The following is a 24812-nucleotide window of genomic DNA, read 5'->3' on the forward strand; positions in this document are numbered from 1 at the left end:
TTACAATCCTCGCTTTCTAATATCATCTAAAGCTTTTTGAGCCTTCATCAGCTCACGTCTTGGAGTCTTTTGTGTCTTTTTCACAAAATAATGAAGCAAAATAAAACCATCATCTAGCCATGCTGCAAATAAAATTCTATCTCTTAAGGGTCTTAGTTCCCAAATCTCTCCTTCCAAATGTTTAATGAATGGTTCACCAATCATGGTTCCTCTATTTTTTAACATAGTCAGGTAGTCTTGAATTTTATGCAATTTAATTCTAGAATCTTTACTTGAATTCATAGATAATGTTTCAATATACTCTCTAACAGGTTCATGTCCATTTCTATCTTTATAAAAATGAATAGGATACATACAAATCTCTCTTCCTTTATTATAACTTATAAGTACTTACATGTAAATACTTATAAGTTATTATTTTAAAATATCACTATTTAAATTTATATTCGTAAAAGGTTAGGAAAAATGATAAAAAGCCACCTATAGTGGCTCAGAATGTATATTATTTATGATCTAGACATGGCAAAAATACGAGTAAGCGACCAAATTTTGTAGCCCTTTCCATCTGGAAAAGGTTTATCGGAGACTTTTTATTCCTCCCTATGAATGGTAAACCCTGTGGCTTGTTGGTTTGCCATGATGGTCATGTCTGAAATTTGGACGCGTCGTGGTTGCTTGGTGACATAGAGAACTGCGTCCGCAATATCTTGAGCTTGGAGGGCTTCTAACCCTTGATAAACTTTCGCCGCCTTGTCCTTGTCACCGTGAAAGCTAACTTGAGAAAAGTCGGTCTCAACGATACCAGGCTGAATGGTTGTCACCTTGATATCTGTGGCAATGGTATCGATACGCAAGCCATCACTGAAAGTTTTTACTGCAGCCTTGGTTGCTGAATACACGGCAGCACCTGCATAGGCATAGATGCCCGCCGTAGAGCCCATATTGATGATATGGCCCTCATTGGCAGCAACCATGCTTGGCAAGATCTGACGTGTCACCATCATCAAGCCCTTGACATTGGTGTCGAGCATGGTCAGCATGTCCCACTCCTCATAGTCTTGATAAGCTGTTAGACCTAGTGCCAGACCTGCATTATTGACCAAGACATGGACTTGCCCCACGCTTTTGAGAATGGCTTGGCAAACATCCTTGACCATGGCCATATCTGTGACATCCAGGGCAAAGGTCCAAACTTTTTGATTTGGATAGGTTGCTTGGAGCTCTTCTTTTAGAGCTTCTAAACGCTCCACACGGCGACCGGTTAGGATGAGATTTTCTCCCTCTTTGGCAAAGGCACGCGCTGTTGCTTCGCCAATTCCTGATGTTGCTCCTGTAATAAGTACGTTTTTAGACATAAAATCCTCCACTTCTATGGTTCCGCTGTCTCTAATCGTTGTTGGTTAATTCACTCAACTTCTTGATAAAATCAGGAAGTTCAAGTTTGGGCAGGTTAGATTTCCTATTTCCCGACTTCCAAAATATCCAGAGTAACTGGTTGAAACCATCCTGCAGCACTTTCTTTTGTTGGTCCGAGAGATTGCCAAATTCTTGCAACATCTGGCCTAGCTTAGGGAGAGTTTTTATCCCAATATCATCCAGACTTTCAATTCCAGAATCAAGAATGGTATCAAAGAACAAGTCACAAACCTGCTTGAGTTCTTGATTTGGCAAGGTCTCAATCCATTCTTGGAAGGTCTCTTTTAAGCGTTGACTCAAGTCCGTCGGCTGGTCCTCATAAACAAAATCATTTGTTTCCAAGTCAACCTGCCAAAGCAAGACATTGTGTTGAGCGATGCCTATGCCATCTGCTGCTACGAGCTTTGCGGTTTTGTCCCAGTAGAGCATAACTCCCACAACTGATTCTTGAGGTCTGATAACCGTCATCTTGGGTTTCAACTCTTGGTAAGAAGGCTTCTCTAAGAGGGACTTCATCAAGCCCGGAGAATCAAGAAGCAAGAGCTCTGCTATTTGCTCACGCAAGACAGTCGAACTCTGAACAGCCGAATAGAGGGCAAGATTGCCACCCTTGGAGTGTCCAGAAACAACGATATGACCACTGAGGTTTGACAAGTGCTTCTCCAGAAAGGCCATGGCTGAGCGATGCGCAGGAATTTCCCGACTGTAGGTCAACTGAAAATCCTCCTTCCACCCAATGACGCTATCATCTGTCCCACGAAAGACAATCTGCTGGTAGTCCAACTCAGGCAGGCTGAAAATCATAGCCGCAAACTGTTTTTCGACTTCCTTGTCCAAGACACTACAGTAGTCACTTAGATTAAGTCCAGTGAAACGCCTAGACCTGACCATGGCTTCAGCCAAATCGACACGTTCCTTAGTCACCATGAAGGTATAATCGGGATTTAGGTCCTTCCCTTCAGCATAGTCATGTAGATTGATGGTTTCCTTCAAATCACTTGCCGTGAGCCATTTTTCATAAGTCAGGTAACCAATCTCATTGATGCAAACCTTATCCAAAATATTAAGAGGCTCTTTGTCGAAAGGCAAATCCTTAACCTTTTCAAGATAATCGATTAAATTGGACATCATTACTCCTTAAAGTCTTTCTTACTTTGATTTTACTAGAATTTTCAATAAATTGTTAGTGAAAAATGTGATATGATAAGAGAGATTATTTATTAGGAAAAGGAAGCTTATGACTGTTTCACGATTTTACCGTATCTTACTAGCTCTCTGTGAACTGGTAGGAGTCTCTATCCAAATCCTTGATGATGGTTGGGGCATGTTGCTCTATTACACTGTTTTGTCCAATATCCTTGTCTTTTCTAGTTTGATTTTCTTTATCATCTATGACTTCAAAAAAGGGGATGCGACGACTAACACCAAACTCTTGCGTTACAAGGGTGGTGTAACTATGGCCATCCTCATCACTGGGGTCATCTATCACATCCTCTTGGCACCTATTACGGAACCTGAGAAATTCTGGACGCTCCGTAACTTCTTGGTCCACTATATTGTGCCTTGGGGATTGGTGCTTGATACCCTTATTTTCGATGCTAAGAAAGCCTACCATCTACGTGAGCCAATTTACTGGTCAGCGGTCCCTCTGTCTTACTTTGCCTTTGCCCTGCTAAATGGGCTGGTGCTAAAACTCCCAATTCCAGGCGCCAAAGATAGCCCCTTCGCCTACTTCTTTATCAATGTCAATAAATTTGGTTGGAACAAGGTCTTGGTAAACGTCCTGGTCATCAGTGCTGAGTATATCGCTGTTGGCTATCTCTTATATCTCTTGAAAAAATTTATCGGTCGTAAACCGGCATAAAACACAAACTGAGCTACCTTATGTAACTCAGTTTTTTCTATTGCAACAAGCCCAATTTATCAAAAGCTTTGTACAAGCCATCAGCTTCAACATCATCTGTAACTAGGTCTGCCATATCCAAGATTTCTGGACCACCATTTCCCATGGCAACGCCAACCTCACAGTATTCCAACATAGGGATATCAATCTTGGCATCACCAAAAGCAATGGTATCCGAACGCTTAGCCCCCAAATATTCCAAAAGAACATCAATGGCATGAGCCTTGTTAATATCCTTAACACCCAAATCACCAAACAGGGCTGTTTCACCTCGACCTCCCCAAGTATGGGCTTCAAGCTGTGGAAAAGCTTCTTTTGAATCCAAGTGATCCTGATAGGACTCCAAAACGAAACTGACCTTGTTTAGGTCGTCACGATAGAGTTCCCCACCATACTTGAGGCCATGAATGAAATCTTCTGGTTCCTTACCCTCCACAGACTCTGCAGATTGCCCTTTTGAATAGCGTAAGTCTTAAGTGTCTCACGCGCCCGCTCCCGAAAATCAGGACTGGCAAAGAGGCCGTTATTGCTCTCCAGATAAAAGGCCAGATGGCGCTCTGTTAGCCAATCCACAATCTTTGCTGCATCTTCCTTGGAAATCAGCTGATGCATGAGGACTTGACCATGATGCTCCACATAAGAGCCATTACCACCAATCATCCCATCCAAGCCAATTTTCCATAATTCTGGTTGCATTTCTGCCTTGCTACGGCCAGTACAAACATAGACCAGATGCCCCTTTTCACGCGCCTGACGAATTGCCTTTACTGCTGACTCTGGAATGCGGTTATGATAATCTACCAACGTCCCATCAACATCTAGAAAAATAAGTTTTGACATATTTTCACCTCGAGTCTTCTTTTACTTTATTATACCCTGATACTGCTCCAAGAGATAATACTTTCCTCGGACAAACTGATACTATCCTATGATAGTATTGTTTCCAATCCAAAGCATTGCCATTTCTCCTGAAAGAAGCTATGATGAAGGTATGAATGATTTAAAAACACTACTGAATCACCTGCCCTATAAATTAGCAGCCTATGATGCCCAAGGAAACTTTCTCTACGACAACGGTGGCGCTGACGGTAGTTTCTTCCCCCGTGAGCCTGAAAATCTGCCTGATTGGGTCATGTCTGAAGTTCTAGCATCCTCTACCAAAGAAAGAAGTTATCAGATTCCAACTGACAGTTTTGATCAAGTTCTCATCCAGACCTACCAAGCTGCTATCGACAACGAAGGAAAAGTCCTAGGATTTTGGGAGACTATTTATGATTTGAAGCAACCTCTCAAGACCTATCTTGATAACTCTGCTCAAGCTCTTGTCGCCTGGTCTGATGCCACTAGTGGCGCTAGTTTCAAGGAAGAAACTGACTTTTAGGCTAAATTTCTTGCTTTAATAAATGAAAAATTCACTTAATTCAAGACCAGCGCAAAACACCCTTATTCATAAAATGTGCCTAAGTCAGCACTACAAAGGCTTTTTGGAAATCAGTCACTTTAATATCTCTCACAGAATTTATAAACACTCTATTTTGCATTTTTGCGCTATTTAAGGTAGAATGGGAGTAATGAGAAAAAGAATAAAACCGATCGTTGTTTACGTGGTTCTAGCTCTTTTAGGATTAGCATTAGTTATTGCAAATATTCACAATACGTCCAAACAGCAGGCGCATCTTCAAAACGTGAAATCTGCTATTCCTTATGCTACTACACCAAAAACAACAACCAGTAGTACATCTAGTAGTTCCGACGAGGAGCTGAAACTCAATCCCATTATCGACCTTTCGGGGTGGCAACTACCTCAGGATATCGATTACGATGTCTTGTCAAATCATATTTCTGGTGCTATCGTCCGCGTCTTCGGTGGATCACAGATTAGTAAGGATAGCAATGCCGCTAGTTCGAATGGGGTCGACAAATCTTTTAAAACACATATTAAAGAACTCAAAAAACGTGACGTTCCAGTTGCCGTCTATTCCTACGCTCAGGGTGCTTCTGTCAAGGAGATGAAGGAGGAGGCTCGTATTTTCTACAAAAATGCTTCTCCATACAAACCTACCTATTACTGGATTGACGTGGAAGAGGAAACCATGCCTAATATGGAGGAAGGTGTCCAAGCTTTTCTAGCTGAGCTCAAACGTCTAGGAGCTGATAAAGTCGGTCTCTATATTGGTGCTTATTTCATGCTTGAGCAAGAGGTTTCAACCAGAAACTTCGATGCTGTTTGGATTCCCGCCTACGGTACTGACTCTGGTTACTATGAGACTTTGCCAAACACTGATATTGACTATGATCTACATCAGTATACCTCACAAGGAAGTCTTCCTGGATTCGATAATATTCTAGATCTTAGCCAAATCAATCCCGAGAAAAACAAACGTAAAACCTTTGAAAAACTCTTTGGTAAGATTAAGCAAAAACCAACTAAAAATAAGAAGACTACTTCGACAAGTTCATCTAGTAGTCAGTAAAAACCAGTGTCTAAAGCACTGGTTTTCTTCTTGTCAAATTGGTTTAGGCTTGTTCGGACGAATATGGTATAATGGATGGTAGAAATGAATAACTTTAAAAGGAGATATGACAATGGCTAAGAAAGGCAAAGTCAAGAAGACCCTGGTTGACCAAATTCTTGATAAAGCTAAGATTGACCATGATAGCTTATCCTTCAATGGTTTAGAGGGGGAGCTTCCAGAAGATGTGGCGCGTGAGAGCATTTATAAAACCCTCGCCCTTAAGGGAGATAAGACAGGGCCTGTCATCGGCATTGTCCCTATCACCGAACACCTGTCTGAAAAGAAATTAGCTAAAATTTCAGGGAACAAGAAGGTTCAAATGATTCCACAAAAGGATCTCCAAAAAACAACTGGCTATGTTCACGGGGCTAACAATCCTGTGGGAATTCGCCAAAAACATAATTTTCCTATTTACATCGATCATTCTGCCCAAGATGCTGGCTTCCTCATTGTCTCAGCGGGGGAAATTGGGCGTTCTATTCGTATCAATAGTCAAGAACTTGCTGATTTTGTTAATGCTGAATTTGCTGATATTAAGGAGTAATCATGAAACTGTATTTTGTACGTCACGGTAAAACTGAGTGGAACTTGGAAGGCCGACTTCAAGGTGCCAAGGGAGACTCGCCTTTACTTAAAGAATCTATCGAACAAGTACGTGAGCTAGGTCACTACCTCAGTGACACTCATTTTGACTTGGTCTTCTCAAGTGACCTACCTCGTGCTAAAAAAACTACAGAGCTCATCATGGAGTCTCAAAAACCTAAAGCTAAAGTTACCTACACTAAAACTTTGCGTGAATGGCAACTAGGTAAACTAGAGGGGCAAAAGATTTCCCTTATCCAAGCCATCTATCCAAAAGAAATGGATGCCTTCCGTAACAATCTAGCCAATTTCCGTGCTAAGGACTTCCAAGCGGAATCTGTCTACAAAACAACAAAACGTGTGGCCGAATTTGTCAAAACACTTAAAGACAGTGATGCTAAAAATGTCCTCATTGTCGGTCACGGAGCTAACTTAACAGCTTCTATCCGTACCCTCCTTGGTTTTGAACCTGGTCTTCTTCGTAAAGCAGGAGGTCTTGACAATGCTTCTGTCACTATTCTCGAAACCAACGATTTCGAGCACTTCACTCTTAAATGTTGGAATGATACGTCCTATATGGATGAACAAAACAAGATTAGCTAAATCATCGACTGACTTCATAAGACAAGCGATCCTGATCAAGGGTCGCTTTTTAGCACTCAAAAAACCCTTAAAGCCTACTACTTCAAGAGCTTCACTTCTATTATTTCCTCCCTCTTGATAAATAAAACGGCCACACGAGGCCGCTCTATTTATCTTCCATATTTCATACGAAGGATTTTTTCCTGATTAGCATTCAAACGAAGAAGGATAACCACTTTATCAATACTCATATTGCTCTCAAGAAGACGTTCAGCCGCCATCATAAGACCATTATTGATACCTAGTTGAAGGACTGGATTTTCATTATCATTGATATCAAAGATATATTTGTTATTTGGAAGGTCGAAAAGGACTTTCACCGCTCCAAAGAGTTGCTCAAAACTATCGATTTCCAAGTCGAAGACTGGCTTAGTACCTGGTTTAAGGCTACGTCCACGGTGGTTAAACCACATAGAATGCCAGCCACCATTGAAGGCACCCATGACATCATTGTCATAAGAATCTCCAACATAGAGTGTCGTCGATGGATTCATGTCAAATTGCTCAGCTGCGAGGTTGAAGATTTCCTTCTCAGGCTTTTGGAAACCTGTCGCCTGACTGACGATGACACGCTTAGGATCAACGTAATCATAAAGTCCCAACTTCTTAACCTTTTTAAGTTGGTGCTCTGTTGGTCCATTGGTAATAATACCCATAGGAACATTTTTTTCCTTTAGGAAATCAAGGGTCATGCGCATCTCATCAAGCATGGTGATATTTTCCAACTCATGCTCGTAAACCTCTTGAAAATGGCTGCCCGTTTCTTCATCAATTTCACGGTAGCCAAACTCCAAAAGCGTCTCTTTACAGCGCCAAAAACGGAAATATTCGGTTGTCCACTCACCGGCCATTACACGTGGAAAACCAACATCAGAATAGTGGCGGAAACGAATGTAGGCTTGATTCATGTGACTCATATCAAAGTCAGGGAAACATTTTTCCATGGCAATACGATAAGGTGCCTGTTGGTCGTAAATAGTATCGTCAACGTCAAAAACAATAGAGGTAATCATCTGTCCGTTCTTTCTTATATCATTCTCTTGTCAGAGACTTAGATAAATTAGGAAGCTAACAACTAAACTACTACATGAGTCTGCTCCTAATTTAATCTTCAGTCTTGCAAAAGTAAGCTTTAAGTCAACTGTCTAGGGGCAATCTTACTCGTCTGTTTTTTATCAGATTGCAATTGCCCAAACAGTCTTATTATACCGTTTTTACCTTCTTATTTCAATTTTCGACCCCACTTAAGAAAAGATTATTCGTGTTTTGAAGACAGAAAAAGGTTTGGAACAATTTGTCCCAAACCTAATGCATCTTGTCATATTCAGACACTTATTTAATTTCTTTAAAGGTCATTTTTTGTTTGACTTCACCCTGACCACCTTTGGCAATCTGGTAATAGAAATCTTTTGATGTGAAGTGGTCACCATAAGCAAAGACCTTGTTGTACTGCCATTGTGACAATTGATCGTCCTCTTTTTTACCGAGAGTCAATGTTGTCTTCGTCACGCTGTATTCCCACTTAGCTGTTTGATCATTATAGGCCTTGTCAAAATCAGTCTGACTCTTAGCAGCATTAACCACTGTCGTACGATCCTGACTCACAAGTGCCTTGTTACCGCCTTCTTGGAAAGCTACATACATGACACGATTATTGACCTCACCATTTAGAGAACTTGAGTATTGGTAAACCTTACCAGGTACAACACTATCCAAATGGTGTGTTCCCCAGTAATAGAAAGCACCAAATCCAGCTCCCGTAACCAAGAGACAGGCGAGAACGACACTAATAATGATATTTCTCTTTGACATGTCTTGCCCCTCTCTATTCGTCACCAGTTAGGTCAGAGAAAGTTGCCTCTGAGTCTGTTTCAGTGTGGCTTGAAGAACTTGATGATGAGCGTTCAACACTTGATGAAGCCTTAGATTCAGATGATTTTTCAGTGCTTGATGATGAACTTTCTTTTTCCTTGTAAACATCAACGTTGAAAGCCCACTTATCACCCTTATAACTTACCTGAATTTGAGCATATTTTGCCTTGATAAGATCTGACAACTTACTATCACTGTTAAGAACATCGTAAATCTTTTGAGCGAGAGCTTTGGCATTGTCTTCCGTTTTAGCACCATCTTTAGGTCCATCTACAATGTCTTGAGCCTTAGGCGTTTCACCTTGACGGTAGAGGGACGTGCTTTCAGTGTCCTTCTTAGCAGTAGCATTTTCACCAGTCTTATCACCTTCATGTGAGAAGAAACTCCATGCAGGACGACCTGAACGTTTTTGTTGATATACTTGTTCGAATTCACTTTGAACCTTGTCTTGGAAAGCATCATCAGTCAATTCTTTTTCCTTAGAACTTTCTGTACTTGCTTTGCTTTCACTACTGCTTGCTGTTGAGCTTGATGCAGAAGATGATGATCCACTTGTCGAACTTGATGAAGCATCTTTAGATTCTGATGATGACGAAGATGAATCCTTGCCATCTTTAGAATCTTTGTCTTTATCGTTGTTATTGTTTGTAGTGCTATTTGAGAATGAAACGCTATTGTCAGAATTATCTGGAGCGTAAATCACTGTATTCTTAGAATGGTCATCAGAGACAAAAGTGCTGTTATTGATAATCACTCTGTTGTTATCACCATAATAGTTGTTGATAACAATCTTAGAATGTGCACAACGGTAACCATTACCAGTCACATGGTAACCTGCTGGGACATCACCATCACGTTTCAAGATGAGGACGTCACCTGCGAAGATAAGGTCAATATTCTGAATATTATTATCGTAGGCTAATTTTTCAATAGAAATTCCAGTCGCTTGAGAGATTCCCCACAAGGTATCTCCCCATTGAATCACGTATTGTTGGCCATCTAACTGCTGTGGATTGATGTTCTGAGTTGTCAAATTATTTGTAATTTGTTCAGGTGTGCTGGCAATCCAGTTTGTAATATCAGCAGCGTGAGCACTCGTTTGATTTTGATAAAAGCTATCTGCTAACACAGATACCATAGGCATCCCAGTAGGTGCTAGTAAAGCGCCAAGCATCACAGCTTTACTAACATAATTTTTCTTTTTCATCGTATTTCCTCCTTATATCATACGAAACTTACTTTGCTATTGTACACCCTTATTATTATATTTGTCAATAAATTCTATAACTTTCTAATCTAACGTTAATACTAGTTAATGATTTGTCCTAAAAATAGACTAACCCTAGCTTTATTCATCTGACATTTAATCATTTGTCCTATCTTTAGAAGGTGATTTATGATACAATAATTACGACTATTTTATGGAGGACTAACATGTCAAATCAACACATGGAAGAATTGAACGATCAACAGATTGTCCGTCGTGAAAAAATGGCGGCCTTGGCTGAACAAGGAATCGATCCTTTTGGTAAGCGATTCGAACGCACAGCTACATCTGGTCAATTAAAAGAAAAATACGCTGACAAAACAAAAGAAGAATTGCACGAAATCAACGAAACTGCTACTATCGCAGGTCGCTTGATGACTAAACGTGGTAAAGGTAAAGTTGGCTTCGCCCACATCCAAGACCGCGATGGTCAAATCCAAATCTACGTGCGTAAAGATGCTGTCGGTGAAGAAAACTACGAAATCTTCAAGAAAGCTGACCTTGGTGACTTCCTCGGTGTCGAAGGTGAAGTTATGCGTACAGATATGGGAGAACTTTCTATCAAAGCTACTCATATCACACACTTGTCTAAAGCCCTTCGTCCATTGCCTGAGAAATTCCACGGACTTTCAGACGTTGAAACAATCTACCGTAAACGTTACCTCGATTTGATTTCTAACCGTGAAAGCTTTGACCGCTTTGTTACACGTTCAAAAATCATTTCTGAAATCCGTCGCTACCTCGATGCTCAAGGTTTCCTTGAAGTAGAAACACCTGTTCTTCACAACGAAGCTGGTGGTGCTGCTGCCAAACCTTTCATCACTCACCACAATGCACAAAACATCGACATGGTGCTTCGTATCGCAACTGAGCTCCACCTCAAACGTCTCATCGTTGGTGGTATGGAACGCGTTTACGAAATCGGACGTATCTTCCGTAACGAAGGTATGGATGCCACTCACAACCCTGAGTTCACATCTATCGAAATTTACCAAGCTTACGCTGACTTCCACGATATCATGAACTTGACTGAAGGTATCATCCAGCACGCTGCTAAAGCTGTCAAAGGTGACGGACCTATCAACTACCAAGGAACTGAAATCAAGATCAACGAACCATTCAAACGCATCCACATGGTTGACGCTATCAAGGAAATCACTGGCGTTGACTTCTGGCAAGACATGACTTTGGATGAAGCCAAAGCTATCGCTGCTGAAAAGAATGTTCCTGTTGAAAAACACTACACTGAAGTTGGTCACATCATCAACGCCTTCTTCGAAGAATTCGTTGAAGAAACATTGATTCAACCAACATTCGTTTACGGTCACCCAGTTGCTGTGTCTCCATTAGCTAAGAAAAACCCAGAAGACCCACGCTTCACTGACCGTTTCGAACTCTTCATCATGACTAAAGAGTACGGAAATGCCTTCACCGAATTGAACGACCCAATCGATCAATTGTCACGTTTCGAAGCACAAGCTGCTGCTAAAGAACTCGGTGATGACGAAGCAACAGGTATCGACTACGACTACGTTGAAGCCCTTGAATACGGTATGCCGCCAACAGGTGGACTCGGAATCGGTATCGACCGTCTCTGCATGCTCCTCACTGATACAACAACTATCCGTGATGTCTTGTTGTTCCCAACGATGAAATAAAGAATGATAAAAGTTTTCTTTGAGACCTACCTTAGGTGAAACGGGCGCTAGCGACTTCCTTGGAAATTCCATAACTAATTTTGAGCCTAAAGTCTCAAAAATTCTGAGTGGCTGAAACATAATGTTTCAGCCACTTTTTTCATAGCAGAAAGTCTTGATGGGGCTTGCTTTGAAAAAAATCTATCGTATAAAATAAAAGAGTTAACTTCCCTAAATATACTGACCACAAGAAGTTAGAGAGAAGGAGATTACAGCACCATAACGCTTGGTCGGATAAAATTTTTTTCATGCTAGCGAGAGTTTCAAAAACTGATGCAAGCTCCTGTCATGCTAGGATTTTTGAAGTACTCCACGTAATTTGATACCAAGTTTCCTAATTATGTACGTGAAAACATTAGCGATCGATGAGTGGAACTTTGATATTTCAAATCTTAAAATTAGATTTTTATTTTTTTGAAACTCTATATAATACCAATTAATCTGTACTTTTAATAACCATCATAATAATGGGTATAAGTAATCGTACATAATAAGCATTTTGTACTCGTCTTTCACCTTTTTCCATTACTACTTTTTTGATAAAATATTTCTAACAAAAGGAGGGAATTATGAAAGAAATCATTAAAATTTTCGAGTACATTGTCGTTTACTTTATACCTATCTTATCCATTAGCATACAATTATTTTCTGAGCTAAAAGCTAAAAAAAGTGAGGAAAAAGTTACTGCCGAACTGGCGAAAAATGAAGTTAATTTTACAATTGAAGAAAACAATGGTCAAATTATAATTAACCAAAACACTGACACAATCAACCAAAAATTGCAAGAACAAGTTGAACAATACAACCGAAAACTTGAAAATAGCAAATTTTATTCTAGAGTCTTATTCAAAATCTCAAGTTATATTTTCTTAGCAATTATCATTTTAAATTTCACCTATCAAATTATTAATGTTTTAGATACCCTATCAGCAGCACCTTGGCCACTAGCGAATCTCTTCACAAATCCAAATGCGGAAACTAAATTTCATGTTCTGATTATAGCTTTTAAGGATGCGTTACCAAGTATCTATAATCAAATTTTACAATTTATAGCTCTATTTTTACTTATAAACTCTATAAAATGGGGGGCACGTATCTATCTTTCAGTACGAGGAAGTACTGGTAAATTCTTATATTATTTATTTGTAAGTTCTATTTATTTCTATAACTCCATGCTGAACTTCAGCAGTACTATCAATAGCTATACTCAAAGACTACTACCTTATCTTAAAGACTCGTCTCAAGTATTTGTTACTCTTATTTCTACATTTATATTACTCTATATTGGTCTAACAGTTTCAGAAGTAACCGTCAATAGGTTCTTCGACTTACAAAAAGCAGAGAAAAAATCAACTGTTCAAAATTTTATCATCAACTCAATGGACAACTTTATTACCCAACTACTTATACCTATTTTTATATTAATTGTTATACGCTACATCAGTTAAAATAATATCCTAAAAGTATTGTTTATAAAAATAAATGATACTTTTTTAGTATCACTACTCAATAAAATTACTTATTCAACATTTTTTTATTCCTCACCTAACAAACCAATTGATGTTATTGTTTAACATCATACCGTAAAAGTTCATCATATAAACACCCTGGAATTAATTGGACATTGTATATTCTTCTACAACCCATTCCTTTCTTGCACATCTTCCTCATAGTGTTATAATAAAATTGTCGGTCTGTCTAGAAATATGCAAGTTTTAGGCAGATATGACTTAGAAAGAGGTGTTTATGACATCTTCAAAAAAGGTTTCCCTTTCTGAGGTTAACCAATCAATAGATACACCAAATAATAATCGTTTTTGGCAAAATCTTAAGGCTTTCTTGGGACCTGGGGCTCTTGTAGCCGTGGGTTACATGGACCCAGGGAACTGGATTACCAGTGTCGTCGGTGGGGCAACCTACAAGTACAGTCTTCTTTTTGTCATCTTAATTTCATCTTTAATCGCTATGCAGTTGCAACAAATGGCTGGAAAATTAGGGATTGTGACTCAAATGGACCTGGCTCAAGCAACTGCATACCACTCGCCCAAATGGCTACGATACACGCTTTGGGTGATTCTGGAGCTTGCCTTAATGGCGACGGACTTGGCCGAGGTGCTTGGTTCTGCCATCGCACTTAACCTGCTCTTTGGTATTCCAATTATGGTTGCCATTCTGGTGACAGTCCTAGATGTCTTCCTACTCCTACTCATCATGAAGCTGGGATTCAAGAAAATCGAGGCTATTGTTTCAACCTTGATTTTGACCATCTTGGTTATCTTTGTCTACTTGGTAGCCTTGTCTGAGCCTAGTATTAAGGGAATCCTCGAGGGTTATCTCCCTACGCCAGCGCTCTTTGAGCCACATGCTGCTGGGCACACCAACCAGTTGACTTTGGCACTTGGGATTGTGGGTGCAACCGTTATGCCACATAACCTCTACTTGCACTCATCCTTGTCACAGACTCGTAAGGTTGACTATTCTGATGGTAAAGACGTGACTAAGGCTGTCCGTTTCATGACCTGGGACTCCAACATTCAGTTGACTTTGGCCTTTGTGGTTAACTCCCTCCTCTTGATTTTGGGGGCAGCTCTCTTCTTTGGTCACGCTTCTGATATTTCAGCCTTCTCACAAATGTACAATGCTCTTCAGGACTCTAAGATTGCTGGTGCGGTTGCTAGTTCAACACTTTCAACCCTCTTTGCCTTGGCACTCTTGGCTAGTGGTCAAAACTCTACCATTACTGGTACCCTAACTGGTCAGATTGTCATGGAAGGTTTCCTCCACATGAGGTTACCACAGTGGGTAATTCGTTTGTTCACACGTCTCTTCGCCTTGCTACCTGTTATCATTGTAGCCATTCTCTACGGCGATCAAGAAAAGACACTGGATCAACTCTTGGTTTATTCACAAGTATTCCTTTCCATTGCCTTGCCATTTTCTATCTTCCCTTTGATTTACTACACTTCTAAAAAATCACTCATGGGAAAACACGTCAATGCCAAGTGGAATACCTTCCTCGGTTATGCCATCGCTATTGTCCTAACCATTCTCAATCTCAAACTTATCTTTGATACGTTTTAAACCTTGAATTGTCAAATTAAGTGCATACTTTCCCCATAGAATACTTCATAAGGTGTTTTCCAGTTAAGACATTTTCGTGGCCTATTATTAAGTTTGTTCTCCCATAGCTGAATAGTCTGATCATCAACCAATGTTAGATCACTACCCTTTGGAAAATATTCTCTAAGTAATCCATTCGTGTTCTCATTGGTTCCTCGTTGCCATGGAGCATGAGGGTCAGGAAAATAGACTTCAATGTTCAATTGATCACTCAATTTCTGATGATACGTGAATTCTTTCCCTCTATCAGGAGTTACTGTATACTTCGTCAAGGGTTCTAACATTTTTACCATAGCTTCTATTACCAACTTGCTTTTCTTAACAGCTACCTTTTTGATTTTTAGAAAACGAGAATAACGGTCTGTTAGAGTAACTAAACAAGCTTTTCCAGTTTTACCTGCAACAGTATCGGCTTCCCAATCTCCTATTCTAGTTCGATTATTAGCTTCTTCTGGTCTTTCGTGAATTGTATGAGAAATGGATATTTTCCCTCTATTTTCAACATGACCTTTAGTATGACGTGTTTTCCCACGATGACGAAGTTTACGAATGACACCACGAGCACCATGAGATAATGAGTTATCCTCAAAATGTCCTCGGTAAATGGCTCTATAGATTGTTTGATAACTAATAACAGTTTTTCCGTACTCTAATTGCAACCGACCTTCTATTTCTTCAGGAGACCATTGGTAATCGAGAAATAGATGTTTGACGGTATTGCTTAAATTGTGATCTATTTCAAGCATACGTTTTCGTCCACAGTGTGATTTAGCCATATGGTAAGATTCCTGTGCATGATTTGGAGAATAAGCTCCTGATTTTGTATGGCGCTTCCACTCACGACTAATACTAGATGGATGACGATGAAGTAACTTAGCAATTTGAGAAAAATTTAGGCCTTGCGTACGGTAAATGAGAATACTTTCACGCTCGTCTATGGTAAAATGATGGTAGCTCATAAGATTTCCTTTCGTAACTAGTTCGTTCAATTCTATTTTACTAGAAAATCTTATGAGTTTTTATTGTGCACTTATATTGTATATTCAAGACAAAAAAATAAGGCCAGCGCCATGCTGACCTTGTTTTAATTTTTGAAGGCTTCAACGAGAACTTGGAATTCCTCGTTGCTTAGGGTAATCCCCTTGCCCATCTTGGTGTGGTCTGGACTCCATGCACGGATGTCATACTTAGCCGGTGCGCCATTAAAGCTCACACGATTGAGTTCCTTAGTCCAACCCTTGTCATTCTCAGACAAAACCAAGAGTTTTTCTTCAATTTCAAATGAAAATTCTGCCATTTGCTTACCTCCACTAGCTTTATTCGTTTTTTTTTGTGAAAATTGTCTGTTTTAGAATGAAGTTATCCACAAAAATTCACCTTTCATGCTATAATTATTTTATCAAGAAACGAGGGAAATGACCATGATAAACTTTTTAGAAGCCGTAAAGCATCAGCTTCATCAGTTTGTGGAAACAGGTCACAGCAAACCTGTCCACCTAATGCAGAATCAACTTATTAACGATATCTATCATGCTATTGATCATAATCAAATGGTCATGCTGACATCCAATCAGAAGACCTATAAGGGCTACATCAACCGTTATGACAGGGAGCGACAAGCCATCTTTATCGAGCAAGATAAGATCATCAGCATGATTGAACTTAAAGAAATCAAACGTCTAAAAATCATATCGCAACGAGGTTAAGTTTATCAGTTAACCTCGTTTTGTTATTAGGTTGACTTTTTTGAAACCACTTGCTATAATAAGTTAACTATTTATTTATGAAAGGTTAACTAAAATGACACGAAATCGTACACTGTCGCTTATTCTTCCAGCCTTCGGTGCTGCTATCATTGCCGCACTGGCTCAAATTGTTATTCCTATCGGTGCAGTTCCAATCACACTACAGACTTTCGCTGTTGGACTTGTTGCTGCCATCCTTAAGCCAAGAGAGGCGACACTTGCTGCTACCCTCTACCTGATTCTAGGTGCCATTGGTCTACCTGTTTTTGCAGGTGGAGGCGGTGGGCTCCAAGCATTCTTTGGTCCTTCAGCTGGCTATTTGTTGGCTTATCCATTTTTCGCCTTTGTCACTTCAAAACTGTCGCATGCTGAGACTCCTATTTGGAAAATCTTTGTGGCTTTTGTTTTAGGTGATGCACTTGTCTTTGTCGGTGGTATCCTCAGCCTTCACTTTCTTGGAAAAATGGGTTGGTCTGCTGCTGTAGCAGTTGGCTTGACACCTTTTATCATTCCTGATCTCTTAAAAGGTCTCATCGTCGCTTTGGTAACTAAGCCAGTCTTAAAAGCTCTTAAAAATCATAGCTACTTTAACTAAAAAAGATTGAAGACTTTGTTCGTGTGAACAGAATCTTCAATCTTTTTATTTTTCAAAATAAATATCATAGTGCTTTGAACAAGCTGGGTTGAAGGCACTGTGACAACTGGGACAAGCTTCTACATCTTGATACTCCTCAATTGTCATCTCATGCCTACAAACGCCACAGATAAGGACCTTGTCCTGCTTCAATTGACAAGGATAAGCTCGATAGCTATGATCCTCCAAGCTATCATGACACTGATAACAGGCATAATACTTCTGGCACTCGAAGCATTTTAGGGCAACAATATCTAGTTGGGAATGGTAGTGCTGACATCTACTCTGATCATCTACCAGGAGCCCATTGATTTGACTTGTCATTAGGCACGAACAGTTTTGCTTGAACCGTCTTTTTGGTAAAGGTTAATTAAACCTTCTTTAGTTGAACGAATCATGTCACCAAGTTTAACTTCTTGTGGCACGGTAATTGTAAGAAGTTCCATTGGGTTTGGTGCACGGTCAATTTTGTTACCATTGGCATCGTGAAGGTCTTTGATATCACACTCGAAATGACGGAAGCCTGGTCCGTAGAATTCAACGTGGTCACCTTCGAGGATAACGTTACGTTGACGGATTGTAGCTGTCATAGTTGCTGGATCAAAGTCTACGACTTCACCAACGAATTTGTATTGTGGAATCTTACGACGAGCTCCAAAGAGTTGTTCGTTTTCTGTTGGTGTCTTGTAGTAGAAACCTGTTGCCAATTCACGTTGGGCAACCTTCCAGAGTTCGTTAATCAAATCATCTTTGATGGCATAAAAGGCTTCTGCACTTTCCATGTAAGCGTCACAAGCAGCCTTGTAACAGTTAGCAACTGTTGAGACGTAGTGGACAGATTTCATACGACCTTCGATTTTAAGACTGTCAACGCCATTGTCGATAAGGTCTGGGATATTTTCAATCATACACATGTCAACGGCTGACATTGAGTATTCTTCAGGAACTTCACCGTGGATACTCTTTCGCTCTTGACCGAATGGCATGTCGTAAAGGTCATATTTCCAACGGCAAGACTGTGAACAACCACCACGGTTGGCATCACGGTCTGACATGTGGTTAGAAAGGGTACAGCGACCTGAATATGAGATACACATAGCACCATGGACAAAGGCCTCAATTTCAAGATCCGTACGTTTACGGATTTCAGCCAATTCTTCCATAGTTACCTCACGTGCCAAAACAACACGGGTCAAGCCATACTCTTTCCAAAAATGGAAGGTTTCAACGTTTGTTGCAGATGCTTGCGTTGACAAGTGGATGTTAAGTCCTGGAGCGTAGGTTGAACAGATTTCAATCAAGGCTGGGTCAGATACGATAACAGCATCGAGTCCCATATCACGCAATTCACGGAACCACTCACCAGCACCCTTTTCATTTCCTTCATGGGTAACCATGTTTGAAGCAACGTGTACATCAACGCCACGAGCGTGAGCGTATTCGATACCTTCTCGAAGCTCATCCATGGTAAAGTTTCCGGCACGGCTACGCAAACCATAGGCTTGTCCACCAACGAAAACAGCATCTGCGCCGTAATTTACAGCGACTTTCAATTTTTCCAAAGTCCCAGCAGGTACCAGAACCTCTGGGCGTTTTTTAGTTGTAGTCATAATTTCTCCAATTTGCAAGATTGTCGATTTTAGTTTTTAGAAGGCTCCTTCGTTCCCTGAAAATGGAAAACTCACAAACGAAGGAGGAAGTTTTTTTATTTTACACGGTCAGGTTCATAGTCGTAGAAACCTGTGTCCAAACCACGGTTGGCTGGGTGTAATTTATGAATAGCCTCATCAAAGAGGAAGGCTTGGTCTTGTGAAAATTCGCCAGCCTCGATGAGGTCACGAGCCTTCACAAAATACTCAGTAATTTTTACAAAGTTTTCACCTGGGCAATAAACGCCGTCCAACTTCCAGTGATCAAAACCATGTTCAACGAGTTCTGAAAGTTTAGTCATCATATCCAAGTCATTGTTGGCAAAGATATGTGTTCCATGCAAGTCTTCATAAACTGAGTAGTGAGAATCTGGATCTCCTGGCTCAGAAAGGAAGAGGTCACGTTCTTTGGTAACAGCTTCATCCGTTTTGATAAAGTTGTAGTAGTTTTGAAGAAGCGGACGTTTTGAGTGGTGAATGATACTTGCACCATAAACCAAAACCTCAGCTGGAATTTGAAGATTTTCAGCCATGACGAAAAGTTCCGCAGATGGAATTTCACGAGCCAAAACAGCTTCAGAAGCTCCAGCTTGTTTGCCCCAGAAATTAATCTGACGGCTAGAGGTTACCATGGTTGAAGCATCATAAATCATTTTGAAGGGGCGTTTGTCACGGTTACAAATGTAGAAAACTCCTGCATCACCAACCGTGATATAATCTGCCTTGATTTCTTCAAGAAAATCAAGGTAGTCTGGAAGAGCATCCATCATACCTTGGTGCATGAGGGCGTTAACGGCAACAGTCAATTCCTTGCCAGACTCATGTACCAGCTCTGCAATCTTTCGCATCTCTGCGAATGAAAAAGGCTTAGGCAAACGAAGGCCAAAAGCTTTTTCGCCGATGTAAATACGATCTACGCCAAGTTCTAGGAGCTCACGTGCCTGCTCGTAGCTCTCAGCAGTCGCTGTAATCACTATTTTTTCCATAACTCACATTATAGCACAAATGATTTGATTTTTTTAGAATTTTTAGGCTCAAAACTCTGTATCTAAATATTTTTAATTAGTTTTTGAATACTATGATTTTTACAAAAATCAAAAAAAACTTTGCAATATAAAATTTTTGTGGTATTATTAATGAGATTCTAAATAGTGAAATACTGACTAAGTATTTTAACCTACACGAAAAAGTGATTTAGATATTTTATATAGAAAGGAGGCAGACATGGCTGACAACTTACACCGTCAATTTGATCACATCGAAGATTTCGAGACTGAGCGTCCTCAAACGACGAATTATCAAGATTATCAAGGTTTAAATAGTAATAGTATTAAGCTACAAGATATGATTTTCTTTGGACGTATCTCAAGCTTCTGTGTTTCAACAGTCCTAGTTGCCTTCCTTTTCTTGGTAGCACAGGTGGCTACCTTCTGGGCCTTCTTCTGGGCAATTACCATCAGCGTCATTGGTCAGATAGGCATTTATGTCCTAATCGAATATTATAAAGCACAAAAACGTTGACTGTTTGGTCAACGTTTTTGTGTCTTGAATATACAATATAAGTGCACAATAAAAACTCATAAGATTTTCTAGTAAAATAGAATTGAACGAACTAGTTACGAAAGGAAATCTTATGAGCTACCATCATTTTACCATAGACGAGCGTGAAAGTATTCTCATTTACCGTACGCAAGGCCTAAATTTTTCTCAAATTGCTAAGTTACTTCATCGTCATCCATCTAGTATTAGTCGTGAGTGGAAGCGCCATACAAAATCAGGAGCTTATTCTCCAAATCATGCACAGGAATCTTACCATATGGCTAAATCACACTGTGGACGAAAACGTATGCTTGAAATAGATCACAATTTAAGCAATACCGTCAAACATCTATTTCTCGATTACCAATGGTCTCCTGAAGAAATAGAAGGTCGGTTGCAATTAGAGTACGGAAAAACTGTTATTAGTTATCAAACAATCTATAGAGCCATTTACCGAGGACATTTTGAGGATAACTCATTATCTCATGGTGCTCGTGGTGTCATTCGTAAACTTCGTCATCGTGGGAAAACACGTCATACTAAAGGTCATGTTGAAAATAGAGGGAAAATATCCATTTCTCATACAATTCACGAAAGACCAGAAGAAGCTAATAATCGAACTAGAATAGGAGATTGGGAAGCCGATACTGTTGCAGGTAAAACTGGAAAAGCTTGTTTAGTTACTCTAACAGACCGTTATTCTCGTTTTCTAAAAATCAAAAAGGTAGCTGTTAAGAAAAGCAAGTTGGTAATAGAAGCTATGGTAAAAATGTTAGAACCCTTGACGAAGTATACAGTAACTCCTGATAGAGGGAAAGAATTCACGTATCATCAGAAATTGAGTGATCAATTGAACATTGAAGTCTATTTTCCTGACCCTCATGCTCCATGGCAACGAGGAACCAATGAGAACACGAATGGATTACTTAGAGAATATTTTCCAAAGGGTAGTGATCTAACATTGGTTGATGATCAGACTATTCAGCTATGGGAGAACAAACTTAATAATAGGCCACGAAAATGTCTTAACTGGAAAACACCTTATGAAGTATTCTATGGGGAAAGTATGCACTTAATTTGACAATTCAAGATACTAAAAAAAGCCTCATGGGCTTTCTTTTTTTATTTTGCTTCTGTTGCTTCTTCAGAGATATCTTTGATATCAATGACGATATCATCAACGATAGCTTTGGTTTCTGCTTCAACATCTGCTTGCTCAGGAGTTACTTGTGCTGTTTTCTCTTTGATAAGTTCAAAGCTCTCTTTGGCAAAGTCAGCAACTTGAGCTGTTTTTTCTTGAACTGCTTTTGTCAAATCATCTGCAGTGATGTCGCCATTTTCAAATTTTGTTTTATAGTCTTGGAAAGTATCGACTGCCAAATCTTTGTAGTCGCTAGCTTTTTCCACCACTTGATTTTGATAAGCTTTTGGATCTTCTTTGAATGAAGCGATTTCTTCATCAATACGTGCTTTAACAGCTTTACCTTTTTCAGTTGTAAAGAAGTAAGCTGCTGCAGCTCCAGAAGCTACACCAATGATTAGGGTGTTTAAAAATTTACTCATGAAAAGACCTCCTTATTTTTTCTTGTCTTTTTTACCAAATAGTTTTGAAGCAACCTTACCGATAGCAAAGGCTGAACCTGCTTTACCGACACTTGCTCCTGCTGCACTTGCTTTCGCACCGAGATAACGAGCTTCAGTATTCAAGTCAGAGACACTTTCTGAAAGCTCAGCTACTGCTACGAAGAGAGGATCGATTGTTTGAACTTTTTCATTAACATCTTCAACCAAGACGTTTGCCTTAGCCAAGATTTCATTTGTTTGATGAAGGGTTACATTGATATCTGTACGAAGCACAGCAACTGTTTCTTCAACTTCTTTAACCACATGACGGGTACGAAGTAGAGTAGGGATTAATGCAATGAGAAACGCAGCAAGTGCGATTGCGATAATAAGAAATGCAATTTCTGCCATAGTTTAGGACTCCTTTGACCTTTTTAAAAGGTCGCTACAAGAAAACTGAAGTAGAATCTCCAGTTTCCAGTGACCTTTGTTATGATAATTTTCATTATATTATAACAAAGTCTGAGCTATATGACTAGTTTTTCATTTTATAATCTGCCTCTGGGCGTTGCTTTCGCAAATAGAGCAAGGTTGCACCCAAGATGATAATAGCGATGCTAACCCATTGAGAAACACGCAAGCCAACAAACATGAGGCTATCCGTACGCATGCCTTCAATGACAAAACGTCCAAGACCATACCAGATAAGGTAAAATGAGGTCACATCTCCTTGACGCAGTTTCTTATTAAAGCGTCTTAGTCCTAGGATAATGATAAATCCGACCAAGTTCCAGAGACTTTCGTAAAGAAAGGTCGGTACACGATAACTACCATCAATGTACATCTGCTGGCGAATAAATTCTGGGACATAATTCAGATGACTAACTGCTTTTCCGTAGGCCTCCTGGTTAATAAAGTTTCCCCAGCGACCGATACTCTGAGCAATCATAACGCCAGGTGCCGCGATATCTAGAAAATCCAAGACAGCAATGGCATGACGTTTAGCAAACCAATAGAGGACAGCTGCTCCAGCAATCAAGCCACCATAGATGGCAATTCCACCATTCCAAATTGCAAAAATTTCAGAAGGATTTTGACTGTAGTAGGACCACTGGAAGATCACATAGTAGAGCCTAGCACCAACAATGGCTATCGGAAAGGCAAGAAGAATAAAATCTAAGATGTTTTCAGGGTCAATTCCCTTTTCAGGAGCCCAACGCTGAGCCAGATAAACGGCAAGTAAGAGACCAGATACGATACAGATGGCATACCAATGAATACTAATGGGGCCAAGCCTTAGAGCAATAGGATCAATAGTAGCAAACATTAGTCTTCACCATTCTTACTAATGAGGTTGGTCAAACGTTCTTCAAAGGTTTTGGTTGCATCAAATCCCATTTGCTTAGCACGGTAGTTCATGGCTGCAGCTTCGATAACGACTGATACGTTACGGCCTGTCTTAACAGGAATGCGGACACGTGGAATCTTAACGCCTTGCAATTCGATTTCTTCATTCCCATTTCCAAGACGATCAAAGACCTTACCGTCTTCAAAATTTTCAAGATAGATGGCCAACTGAACTTGAGAAGAATTACGGACAGCACTAGCTCCGTAGAGACTCATGACATCAATGATACCAACCCCACGAATCTCAAGAAGATGGTGGAGGATTTCCGCAGGCTCACCCCAGAGAGTTTCCTCATCCTTAGCATAGACATCCACACGGTCGTCAGCGACTAGACGGTGACCACGTTTCACCAACTCAAGCCCTGTTTCACTCTTACCAATACCAGAATCGCCCTGAATGAGAACACCCATGCCGTAGATATCAACCAAAACACCGTGAACGCTAGTACGCTCAGCCAACTGTGCATTAAGGTACCAAGACATATCACCTGAAAGAGAGGATGTGCCGTTACGACCTTGAAGAACCGCAACGCCATTTTCTTTAGCTGCTCGATACATCTCCTCAGGAATATCAAGTCCACGCGCCACGATAACAGCAGGTGTCTCTTCTTTAAACATGTTACTGAAAACAGAGTAACGGTTGTGGTCAGTCAAAGTTTTAAGGTAAGACCACTCCTTCATCCCAACCAATTGAATACGCTCTGGTGAATAAAAATCAAAATATCCTGTCATTTCTAAACCAGGGCGAGAGATATCAGCGGTTGTGATTGGTTTTGACAATAGTTTTTCATTCCCATAGATAACCTTAAGCTTAAGCTTATCAACCAGCATTTTAACGGTTACTGTCATATTATTTCCTCCGATTATTTACTAGTTTCATTGTATCATAAAAAGGTTTTCAATGCGGTTCTCAAAGCAAAAAAGACCTGTGACTAGCACCAGGGCCAATCATAGGTTAATGTCTATTAACAATTACTTACCAATTCCACTCATCTTCAACAGGTTCAGCGTTTTTACGTTTGCGTCCATCCTTGAGCTTGATTTCGGGATAAATATCTTCTTTGTAAGGAAGGAGAAAGGCTAAAACCAAGTATAGAAAGATTCCAAACTGCGTTGAAACCATGAGAATAATAGCCAAAATACGAGCTAGAGCTAGGTCCCAGCCAAACTTATCTGCCAAACCTGCAACAACACCGGCGACGAGTCTATTTTTTCGTGTCTTATAAAAACGATTTGACATGGTCTTCTTCTCCCATCATT

28 protein-coding genes and 1 pseudogene are annotated in these 24812 nt (G+C 40.0%); 12 read left to right on the forward strand and 17 right to left on the reverse strand.

Translation table 11 applies throughout. The annotated features are described in order from the left end of the window. From V471_RS09250 to V471_RS09260, 3 genes are all read right to left on the reverse strand, one after another. The gene (locus V471_RS09250) at positions 1 to 354 is read right to left on the reverse strand and encodes a type II toxin-antitoxin system RelE/ParE family toxin (protein WP_045768899.1); all 354 of its coding nucleotides are present in this window, start codon (positions 352 to 354) and stop codon (positions 1 to 3) included. Between the two features lie 236 nt (positions 355 to 590). Next, positions 591 to 1355 (reverse strand): SDR family NAD(P)-dependent oxidoreductase, encoded by a 765-nt coding sequence (locus V471_RS09255; protein WP_045768900.1) that lies wholly within the window; start codon positions 1353 to 1355, stop codon positions 591 to 593. Positions 1356 to 1386: 31 nt separating this feature from the next. Beyond that, positions 1387 to 2544: an Mbeg1-like protein gene (locus tag V471_RS09260; protein ID WP_045768901.1), complete on the reverse strand. Its 1158-nt coding sequence runs from the start codon at positions 2542 to 2544 to the stop codon at positions 1387 to 1389. 109 nt (positions 2545 to 2653) lie between these two features. On the opposite strand from V471_RS09260, the gene V471_RS09265 reads away from it, so the two are divergent. Further along, positions 2654 to 3280 (forward strand): Pr6Pr family membrane protein, encoded by a 627-nt coding sequence (locus V471_RS09265; protein WP_084871432.1) that lies wholly within the window; start codon positions 2654 to 2656, stop codon positions 3278 to 3280. A gap of 37 nt (positions 3281 to 3317) precedes the next feature. Here V471_RS09265 and V471_RS09270 read toward each other — a convergent pair. After that, a pseudogene (locus tag V471_RS09270) lies at positions 3318 to 4159 on the reverse strand (HAD family hydrolase). A 151-nt stretch (positions 4160 to 4310) separates the two neighbouring features. Here V471_RS09270 and V471_RS09275 point away from each other — a divergent pair. From V471_RS09275 to V471_RS09290, 4 genes are all read left to right on the forward strand, one after another. Beyond that, positions 4311 to 4700: a hypothetical protein gene (locus V471_RS09275; protein WP_004182763.1), complete on the forward strand. Its 390-nt coding sequence runs from the start codon at positions 4311 to 4313 to the stop codon at positions 4698 to 4700. 190 nt (positions 4701 to 4890) lie between these two features. Then, complete coding sequence (locus tag V471_RS09280) at positions 4891 to 5793, forward strand: glycoside hydrolase family 25 protein (RefSeq protein WP_013990823.1); 903 nt, start codon at positions 4891 to 4893, stop codon at positions 5791 to 5793. Between the two features lie 112 nt (positions 5794 to 5905). Further along, complete coding sequence (locus V471_RS09285) at positions 5906 to 6379, forward strand: aminoacyl-tRNA deacylase (RefSeq protein ID WP_013990824.1); 474 nt, start codon at positions 5906 to 5908, stop codon at positions 6377 to 6379. A gap of 2 nt (positions 6380 to 6381) precedes the next feature. Continuing rightward, a complete protein-coding gene (locus V471_RS09290) occupies positions 6382 to 7020 on the forward strand; it encodes a histidine phosphatase family protein (RefSeq protein ID WP_013990825.1) in 639 nt (212 codons plus the stop codon). A gap of 149 nt (positions 7021 to 7169) precedes the next feature. Here the strand turns inward: V471_RS09290 and V471_RS09295 are convergent, their stop codons facing one another. The 3 genes from V471_RS09295 to V471_RS09305 all read right to left on the reverse strand — a co-directional run bounded on the left by V471_RS09295 (position 7170) and on the right by V471_RS09305 (position 10138). Further along, positions 7170 to 8072 carry an HAD family hydrolase gene (locus tag V471_RS09295; RefSeq protein ID WP_013990826.1) on the reverse strand — a complete coding sequence of 301 codons (903 nt, stop codon included), beginning with the start codon at positions 8070 to 8072 and terminating at the stop codon, positions 7170 to 7172. Between the two features lie 319 nt (positions 8073 to 8391). Then, positions 8392 to 8871: a hypothetical protein gene (locus V471_RS09300; protein ID WP_004182767.1), complete on the reverse strand. Its 480-nt coding sequence runs from the start codon at positions 8869 to 8871 to the stop codon at positions 8392 to 8394. A 13-nt stretch (positions 8872 to 8884) separates the two neighbouring features. Then, positions 8885 to 10138, reverse strand: coding sequence for a LysM peptidoglycan-binding domain-containing protein (locus V471_RS09305; RefSeq protein WP_061652213.1), 1254 nt, complete (start codon positions 10136 to 10138; stop codon positions 8885 to 8887). Between the two features lie 227 nt (positions 10139 to 10365). Here V471_RS09305 and lysS point away from each other — a divergent pair, with 227 nt between their 5' ends. The 3 genes from lysS (at position 10366) to V471_RS09320 (ending at position 14976) form a co-directional block, all read left to right on the forward strand. Then, positions 10366 to 11856, forward strand: a complete 1491-nt coding sequence (gene lysS, locus V471_RS09310) for a lysine--tRNA ligase (RefSeq protein WP_073687074.1) — start codon at positions 10366 to 10368, stop codon at positions 11854 to 11856. Between the two features lie 608 nt (positions 11857 to 12464). After that, positions 12465 to 13343, forward strand: a complete 879-nt coding sequence (locus tag V471_RS09315) for a hypothetical protein (protein WP_004182770.1) — start codon at positions 12465 to 12467, stop codon at positions 13341 to 13343. Positions 13344 to 13641: 298 nt separating this feature from the next. After that, positions 13642 to 14976: an Nramp family divalent metal transporter gene (locus tag V471_RS09320; RefSeq protein ID WP_004182771.1), complete on the forward strand. Its 1335-nt coding sequence runs from the start codon at positions 13642 to 13644 to the stop codon at positions 14974 to 14976. Between the two features lie 11 nt (positions 14977 to 14987). Here the strand turns inward: V471_RS09320 and V471_RS09325 are convergent, their stop codons facing one another. Next, a complete protein-coding gene (locus V471_RS09325; RefSeq protein ID WP_084871102.1) occupies positions 14988 to 15974 on the reverse strand; it encodes an IS30 family transposase in 987 nt (328 codons plus the stop codon). Positions 15975 to 16099: 125 nt separating this feature from the next. Then, a complete protein-coding gene (locus tag V471_RS09330) occupies positions 16100 to 16312 on the reverse strand; it encodes a YdbC family protein (RefSeq protein WP_004182772.1) in 213 nt (70 codons plus the stop codon). A gap of 124 nt (positions 16313 to 16436) precedes the next feature. Between V471_RS09330 and V471_RS09335 the strand changes: the two genes are divergently transcribed. Then, positions 16437 to 16721: a hypothetical protein gene (locus V471_RS09335; protein ID WP_004182773.1), complete on the forward strand. Its 285-nt coding sequence runs from the start codon at positions 16437 to 16439 to the stop codon at positions 16719 to 16721. Positions 16722 to 16815: 94 nt separating this feature from the next. Further along, entirely contained in the window at positions 16816 to 17355 is a 540-nt protein-coding gene (locus V471_RS09340; protein ID WP_014633328.1) for a biotin transporter BioY, read from the forward strand. A 45-nt stretch (positions 17356 to 17400) separates the two neighbouring features. On the opposite strand, the gene V471_RS09345 is transcribed toward V471_RS09340, so the two are convergent. The 3 genes from V471_RS09345 to V471_RS09355 all read right to left on the reverse strand — a co-directional run bounded on the left by V471_RS09345 (position 17401) and on the right by V471_RS09355 (position 20029). Continuing rightward, a complete protein-coding gene (locus V471_RS09345; RefSeq protein ID WP_073687076.1) occupies positions 17401 to 17718 on the reverse strand; it encodes a CHY zinc finger protein in 318 nt (105 codons plus the stop codon). After that, positions 17718 to 19004 (reverse strand): peptidase U32 family protein, encoded by a 1287-nt coding sequence (locus V471_RS09350; protein ID WP_049528881.1) that lies wholly within the window; start codon positions 19002 to 19004, stop codon positions 17718 to 17720. The genes V471_RS09345 and V471_RS09350 overlap by 1 nt, the downstream gene beginning before the upstream one ends. A 95-nt stretch (positions 19005 to 19099) precedes the next feature. After that, positions 19100 to 20029, reverse strand: a complete 930-nt coding sequence (locus tag V471_RS09355) for a peptidase U32 family protein (RefSeq protein ID WP_002886038.1) — start codon at positions 20027 to 20029, stop codon at positions 19100 to 19102. Positions 20030 to 20267: 238 nt separating this feature from the next. Between V471_RS09355 and V471_RS09360 the strand changes: the two genes are divergently transcribed. Both V471_RS09360 and V471_RS09365 read left to right on the forward strand, forming a co-directional pair. Next, a complete protein-coding gene (locus tag V471_RS09360) occupies positions 20268 to 20564 on the forward strand; it encodes a DUF3270 domain-containing protein (protein ID WP_002886140.1) in 297 nt (98 codons plus the stop codon). 112 nt (positions 20565 to 20676) lie between these two features. After that, positions 20677 to 21663, forward strand: coding sequence for an IS30 family transposase (locus tag V471_RS09365; RefSeq protein ID WP_084871102.1), 987 nt, complete (start codon positions 20677 to 20679; stop codon positions 21661 to 21663). 41 nt (positions 21664 to 21704) lie between these two features. Here V471_RS09365 and V471_RS09370 read toward each other — a convergent pair whose 3' ends face one another. The 5 genes from V471_RS09370 to V471_RS09390 form a co-directional block, all read right to left on the reverse strand. After that, positions 21705 to 22145 carry a YtxH domain-containing protein gene (locus V471_RS09370; RefSeq protein ID WP_084871433.1) on the reverse strand — a complete coding sequence of 147 codons (441 nt, stop codon included), beginning with the start codon at positions 22143 to 22145 and terminating at the stop codon, positions 21705 to 21707. A gap of 12 nt (positions 22146 to 22157) precedes the next feature. Then, a complete protein-coding gene (locus V471_RS09375; RefSeq protein ID WP_002885965.1) occupies positions 22158 to 22556 on the reverse strand; it encodes a DUF948 domain-containing protein in 399 nt (132 codons plus the stop codon). Between the two features lie 124 nt (positions 22557 to 22680). Further along, entirely contained in the window at positions 22681 to 23472 is a 792-nt protein-coding gene (gene lgt / locus V471_RS09380; protein ID WP_004182779.1) for a prolipoprotein diacylglyceryl transferase, read from the reverse strand. Then, the gene (gene hprK, locus V471_RS09385; RefSeq protein ID WP_084871434.1) at positions 23472 to 24401 is read right to left on the reverse strand and encodes an HPr(Ser) kinase/phosphatase; all 930 of its coding nucleotides are present in this window, start codon (positions 24399 to 24401) and stop codon (positions 23472 to 23474) included. The genes lgt and hprK overlap by 1 nt, the downstream gene beginning before the upstream one ends. A 127-nt stretch (positions 24402 to 24528) precedes the next feature. Then, complete coding sequence (locus tag V471_RS09390; RefSeq protein ID WP_002885986.1) at positions 24529 to 24792, reverse strand: PspC domain-containing protein; 264 nt, start codon at positions 24790 to 24792, stop codon at positions 24529 to 24531. Positions 24793 to 24812: the final 20 nt, after the last annotated feature.

Origin of the sequence: Streptococcus salivarius (genome assembly GCF_002094975.1) — a bacterium.
Taxonomy (GTDB): domain Bacteria; phylum Bacillota; class Bacilli; order Lactobacillales; family Streptococcaceae; genus Streptococcus; species Streptococcus salivarius_D.

Excerpts from the sequence above, each read along its gene's own strand:
- V471_RS09325 (WP_084871102.1), bottom strand. The coding sequence starts at position 15,974 with ATGAGCTACCATCATTTTACCATAGACGAGCGTGAAAGTATTCTCATT.
- V471_RS09290 (WP_013990825.1), top strand. The coding sequence starts at position 6,382 with ATGAAACTGTATTTTGTACGTCACGGTAAAACTGAGTGGAACTTGGAA.
- lysS (WP_073687074.1), top strand. The coding sequence starts at position 10,366 with ATGTCAAATCAACACATGGAAGAATTGAACGATCAACAGATTGTCCGT.
- V471_RS09335 (WP_004182773.1), top strand. The coding sequence starts at position 16,437 with ATGATAAACTTTTTAGAAGCCGTAAAGCATCAGCTTCATCAGTTTGTG.
- V471_RS09305 (WP_061652213.1), bottom strand. The coding sequence starts at position 10,138 with ATGAAAAAGAAAAATTATGTTAGTAAAGCTGTGATGCTTGGCGCTTTA.
- V471_RS09330 (WP_004182772.1), bottom strand. The coding sequence starts at position 16,312 with ATGGCAGAATTTTCATTTGAAATTGAAGAAAAACTCTTGGTTTTGTCT.
- V471_RS09375 (WP_002885965.1), bottom strand. The coding sequence starts at position 22,556 with ATGGCAGAAATTGCATTTCTTATTATCGCAATCGCACTTGCTGCGTTT.
- V471_RS09260 (WP_045768901.1), bottom strand. The coding sequence starts at position 2,544 with ATGTCCAATTTAATCGATTATCTTGAAAAGGTTAAGGATTTGCCTTTC.
- V471_RS09360 (WP_002886140.1), top strand. The coding sequence starts at position 20,268 with ATGGCTGACAACTTACACCGTCAATTTGATCACATCGAAGATTTCGAG.
- V471_RS09315 (WP_004182770.1), top strand. The coding sequence starts at position 12,465 with ATGAAAGAAATCATTAAAATTTTCGAGTACATTGTCGTTTACTTTATA.
- V471_RS09370 (WP_084871433.1), bottom strand. The coding sequence starts at position 22,145 with ATGAGTAAATTTTTAAACACCCTAATCATTGGTGTAGCTTCTGGAGCT.
- V471_RS09295 (WP_013990826.1), bottom strand. The coding sequence starts at position 8,072 with ATGATTACCTCTATTGTTTTTGACGTTGACGATACTATTTACGACCAA.
- lgt (WP_004182779.1), bottom strand. The coding sequence starts at position 23,472 with ATGTTTGCTACTATTGATCCTATTGCTCTAAGGCTTGGCCCCATTAGT.
- V471_RS09340 (WP_014633328.1), top strand. The coding sequence starts at position 16,816 with ATGACACGAAATCGTACACTGTCGCTTATTCTTCCAGCCTTCGGTGCT.
- V471_RS09345 (WP_073687076.1), bottom strand. The coding sequence starts at position 17,718 with ATGACAAGTCAAATCAATGGGCTCCTGGTAGATGATCAGAGTAGATGT.
- V471_RS09355 (WP_002886038.1), bottom strand. The coding sequence starts at position 20,029 with ATGGAAAAAATAGTGATTACAGCGACTGCTGAGAGCTACGAGCAGGCA.
- hprK (WP_084871434.1), bottom strand. The coding sequence starts at position 24,401 with ATGACAGTAACCGTTAAAATGCTGGTTGATAAGCTTAAGCTTAAGGTT.
- V471_RS09275 (WP_004182763.1), top strand. The coding sequence starts at position 4,311 with ATGAATGATTTAAAAACACTACTGAATCACCTGCCCTATAAATTAGCA.
- V471_RS09365 (WP_084871102.1), top strand. The coding sequence starts at position 20,677 with ATGAGCTACCATCATTTTACCATAGACGAGCGTGAAAGTATTCTCATT.
- V471_RS09390 (WP_002885986.1), bottom strand. The coding sequence starts at position 24,792 with ATGTCAAATCGTTTTTATAAGACACGAAAAAATAGACTCGTCGCCGGT.
- V471_RS09350 (WP_049528881.1), bottom strand. The coding sequence starts at position 19,004 with ATGACTACAACTAAAAAACGCCCAGAGGTTCTGGTACCTGCTGGGACT.
- V471_RS09255 (WP_045768900.1), bottom strand. The coding sequence starts at position 1,355 with ATGTCTAAAAACGTACTTATTACAGGAGCAACATCAGGAATTGGCGAA.
- V471_RS09320 (WP_004182771.1), top strand. The coding sequence starts at position 13,642 with ATGACATCTTCAAAAAAGGTTTCCCTTTCTGAGGTTAACCAATCAATA.
- V471_RS09250 (WP_045768899.1), bottom strand. The coding sequence starts at position 354 with ATGTATCCTATTCATTTTTATAAAGATAGAAATGGACATGAACCTGTT.
- V471_RS09265 (WP_084871432.1), top strand. The coding sequence starts at position 2,654 with ATGACTGTTTCACGATTTTACCGTATCTTACTAGCTCTCTGTGAACTG.
- V471_RS09300 (WP_004182767.1), bottom strand. The coding sequence starts at position 8,871 with ATGTCAAAGAGAAATATCATTATTAGTGTCGTTCTCGCCTGTCTCTTG.
- V471_RS09280 (WP_013990823.1), top strand. The coding sequence starts at position 4,891 with ATGAGAAAAAGAATAAAACCGATCGTTGTTTACGTGGTTCTAGCTCTT.
- V471_RS09285 (WP_013990824.1), top strand. The coding sequence starts at position 5,906 with ATGGCTAAGAAAGGCAAAGTCAAGAAGACCCTGGTTGACCAAATTCTT.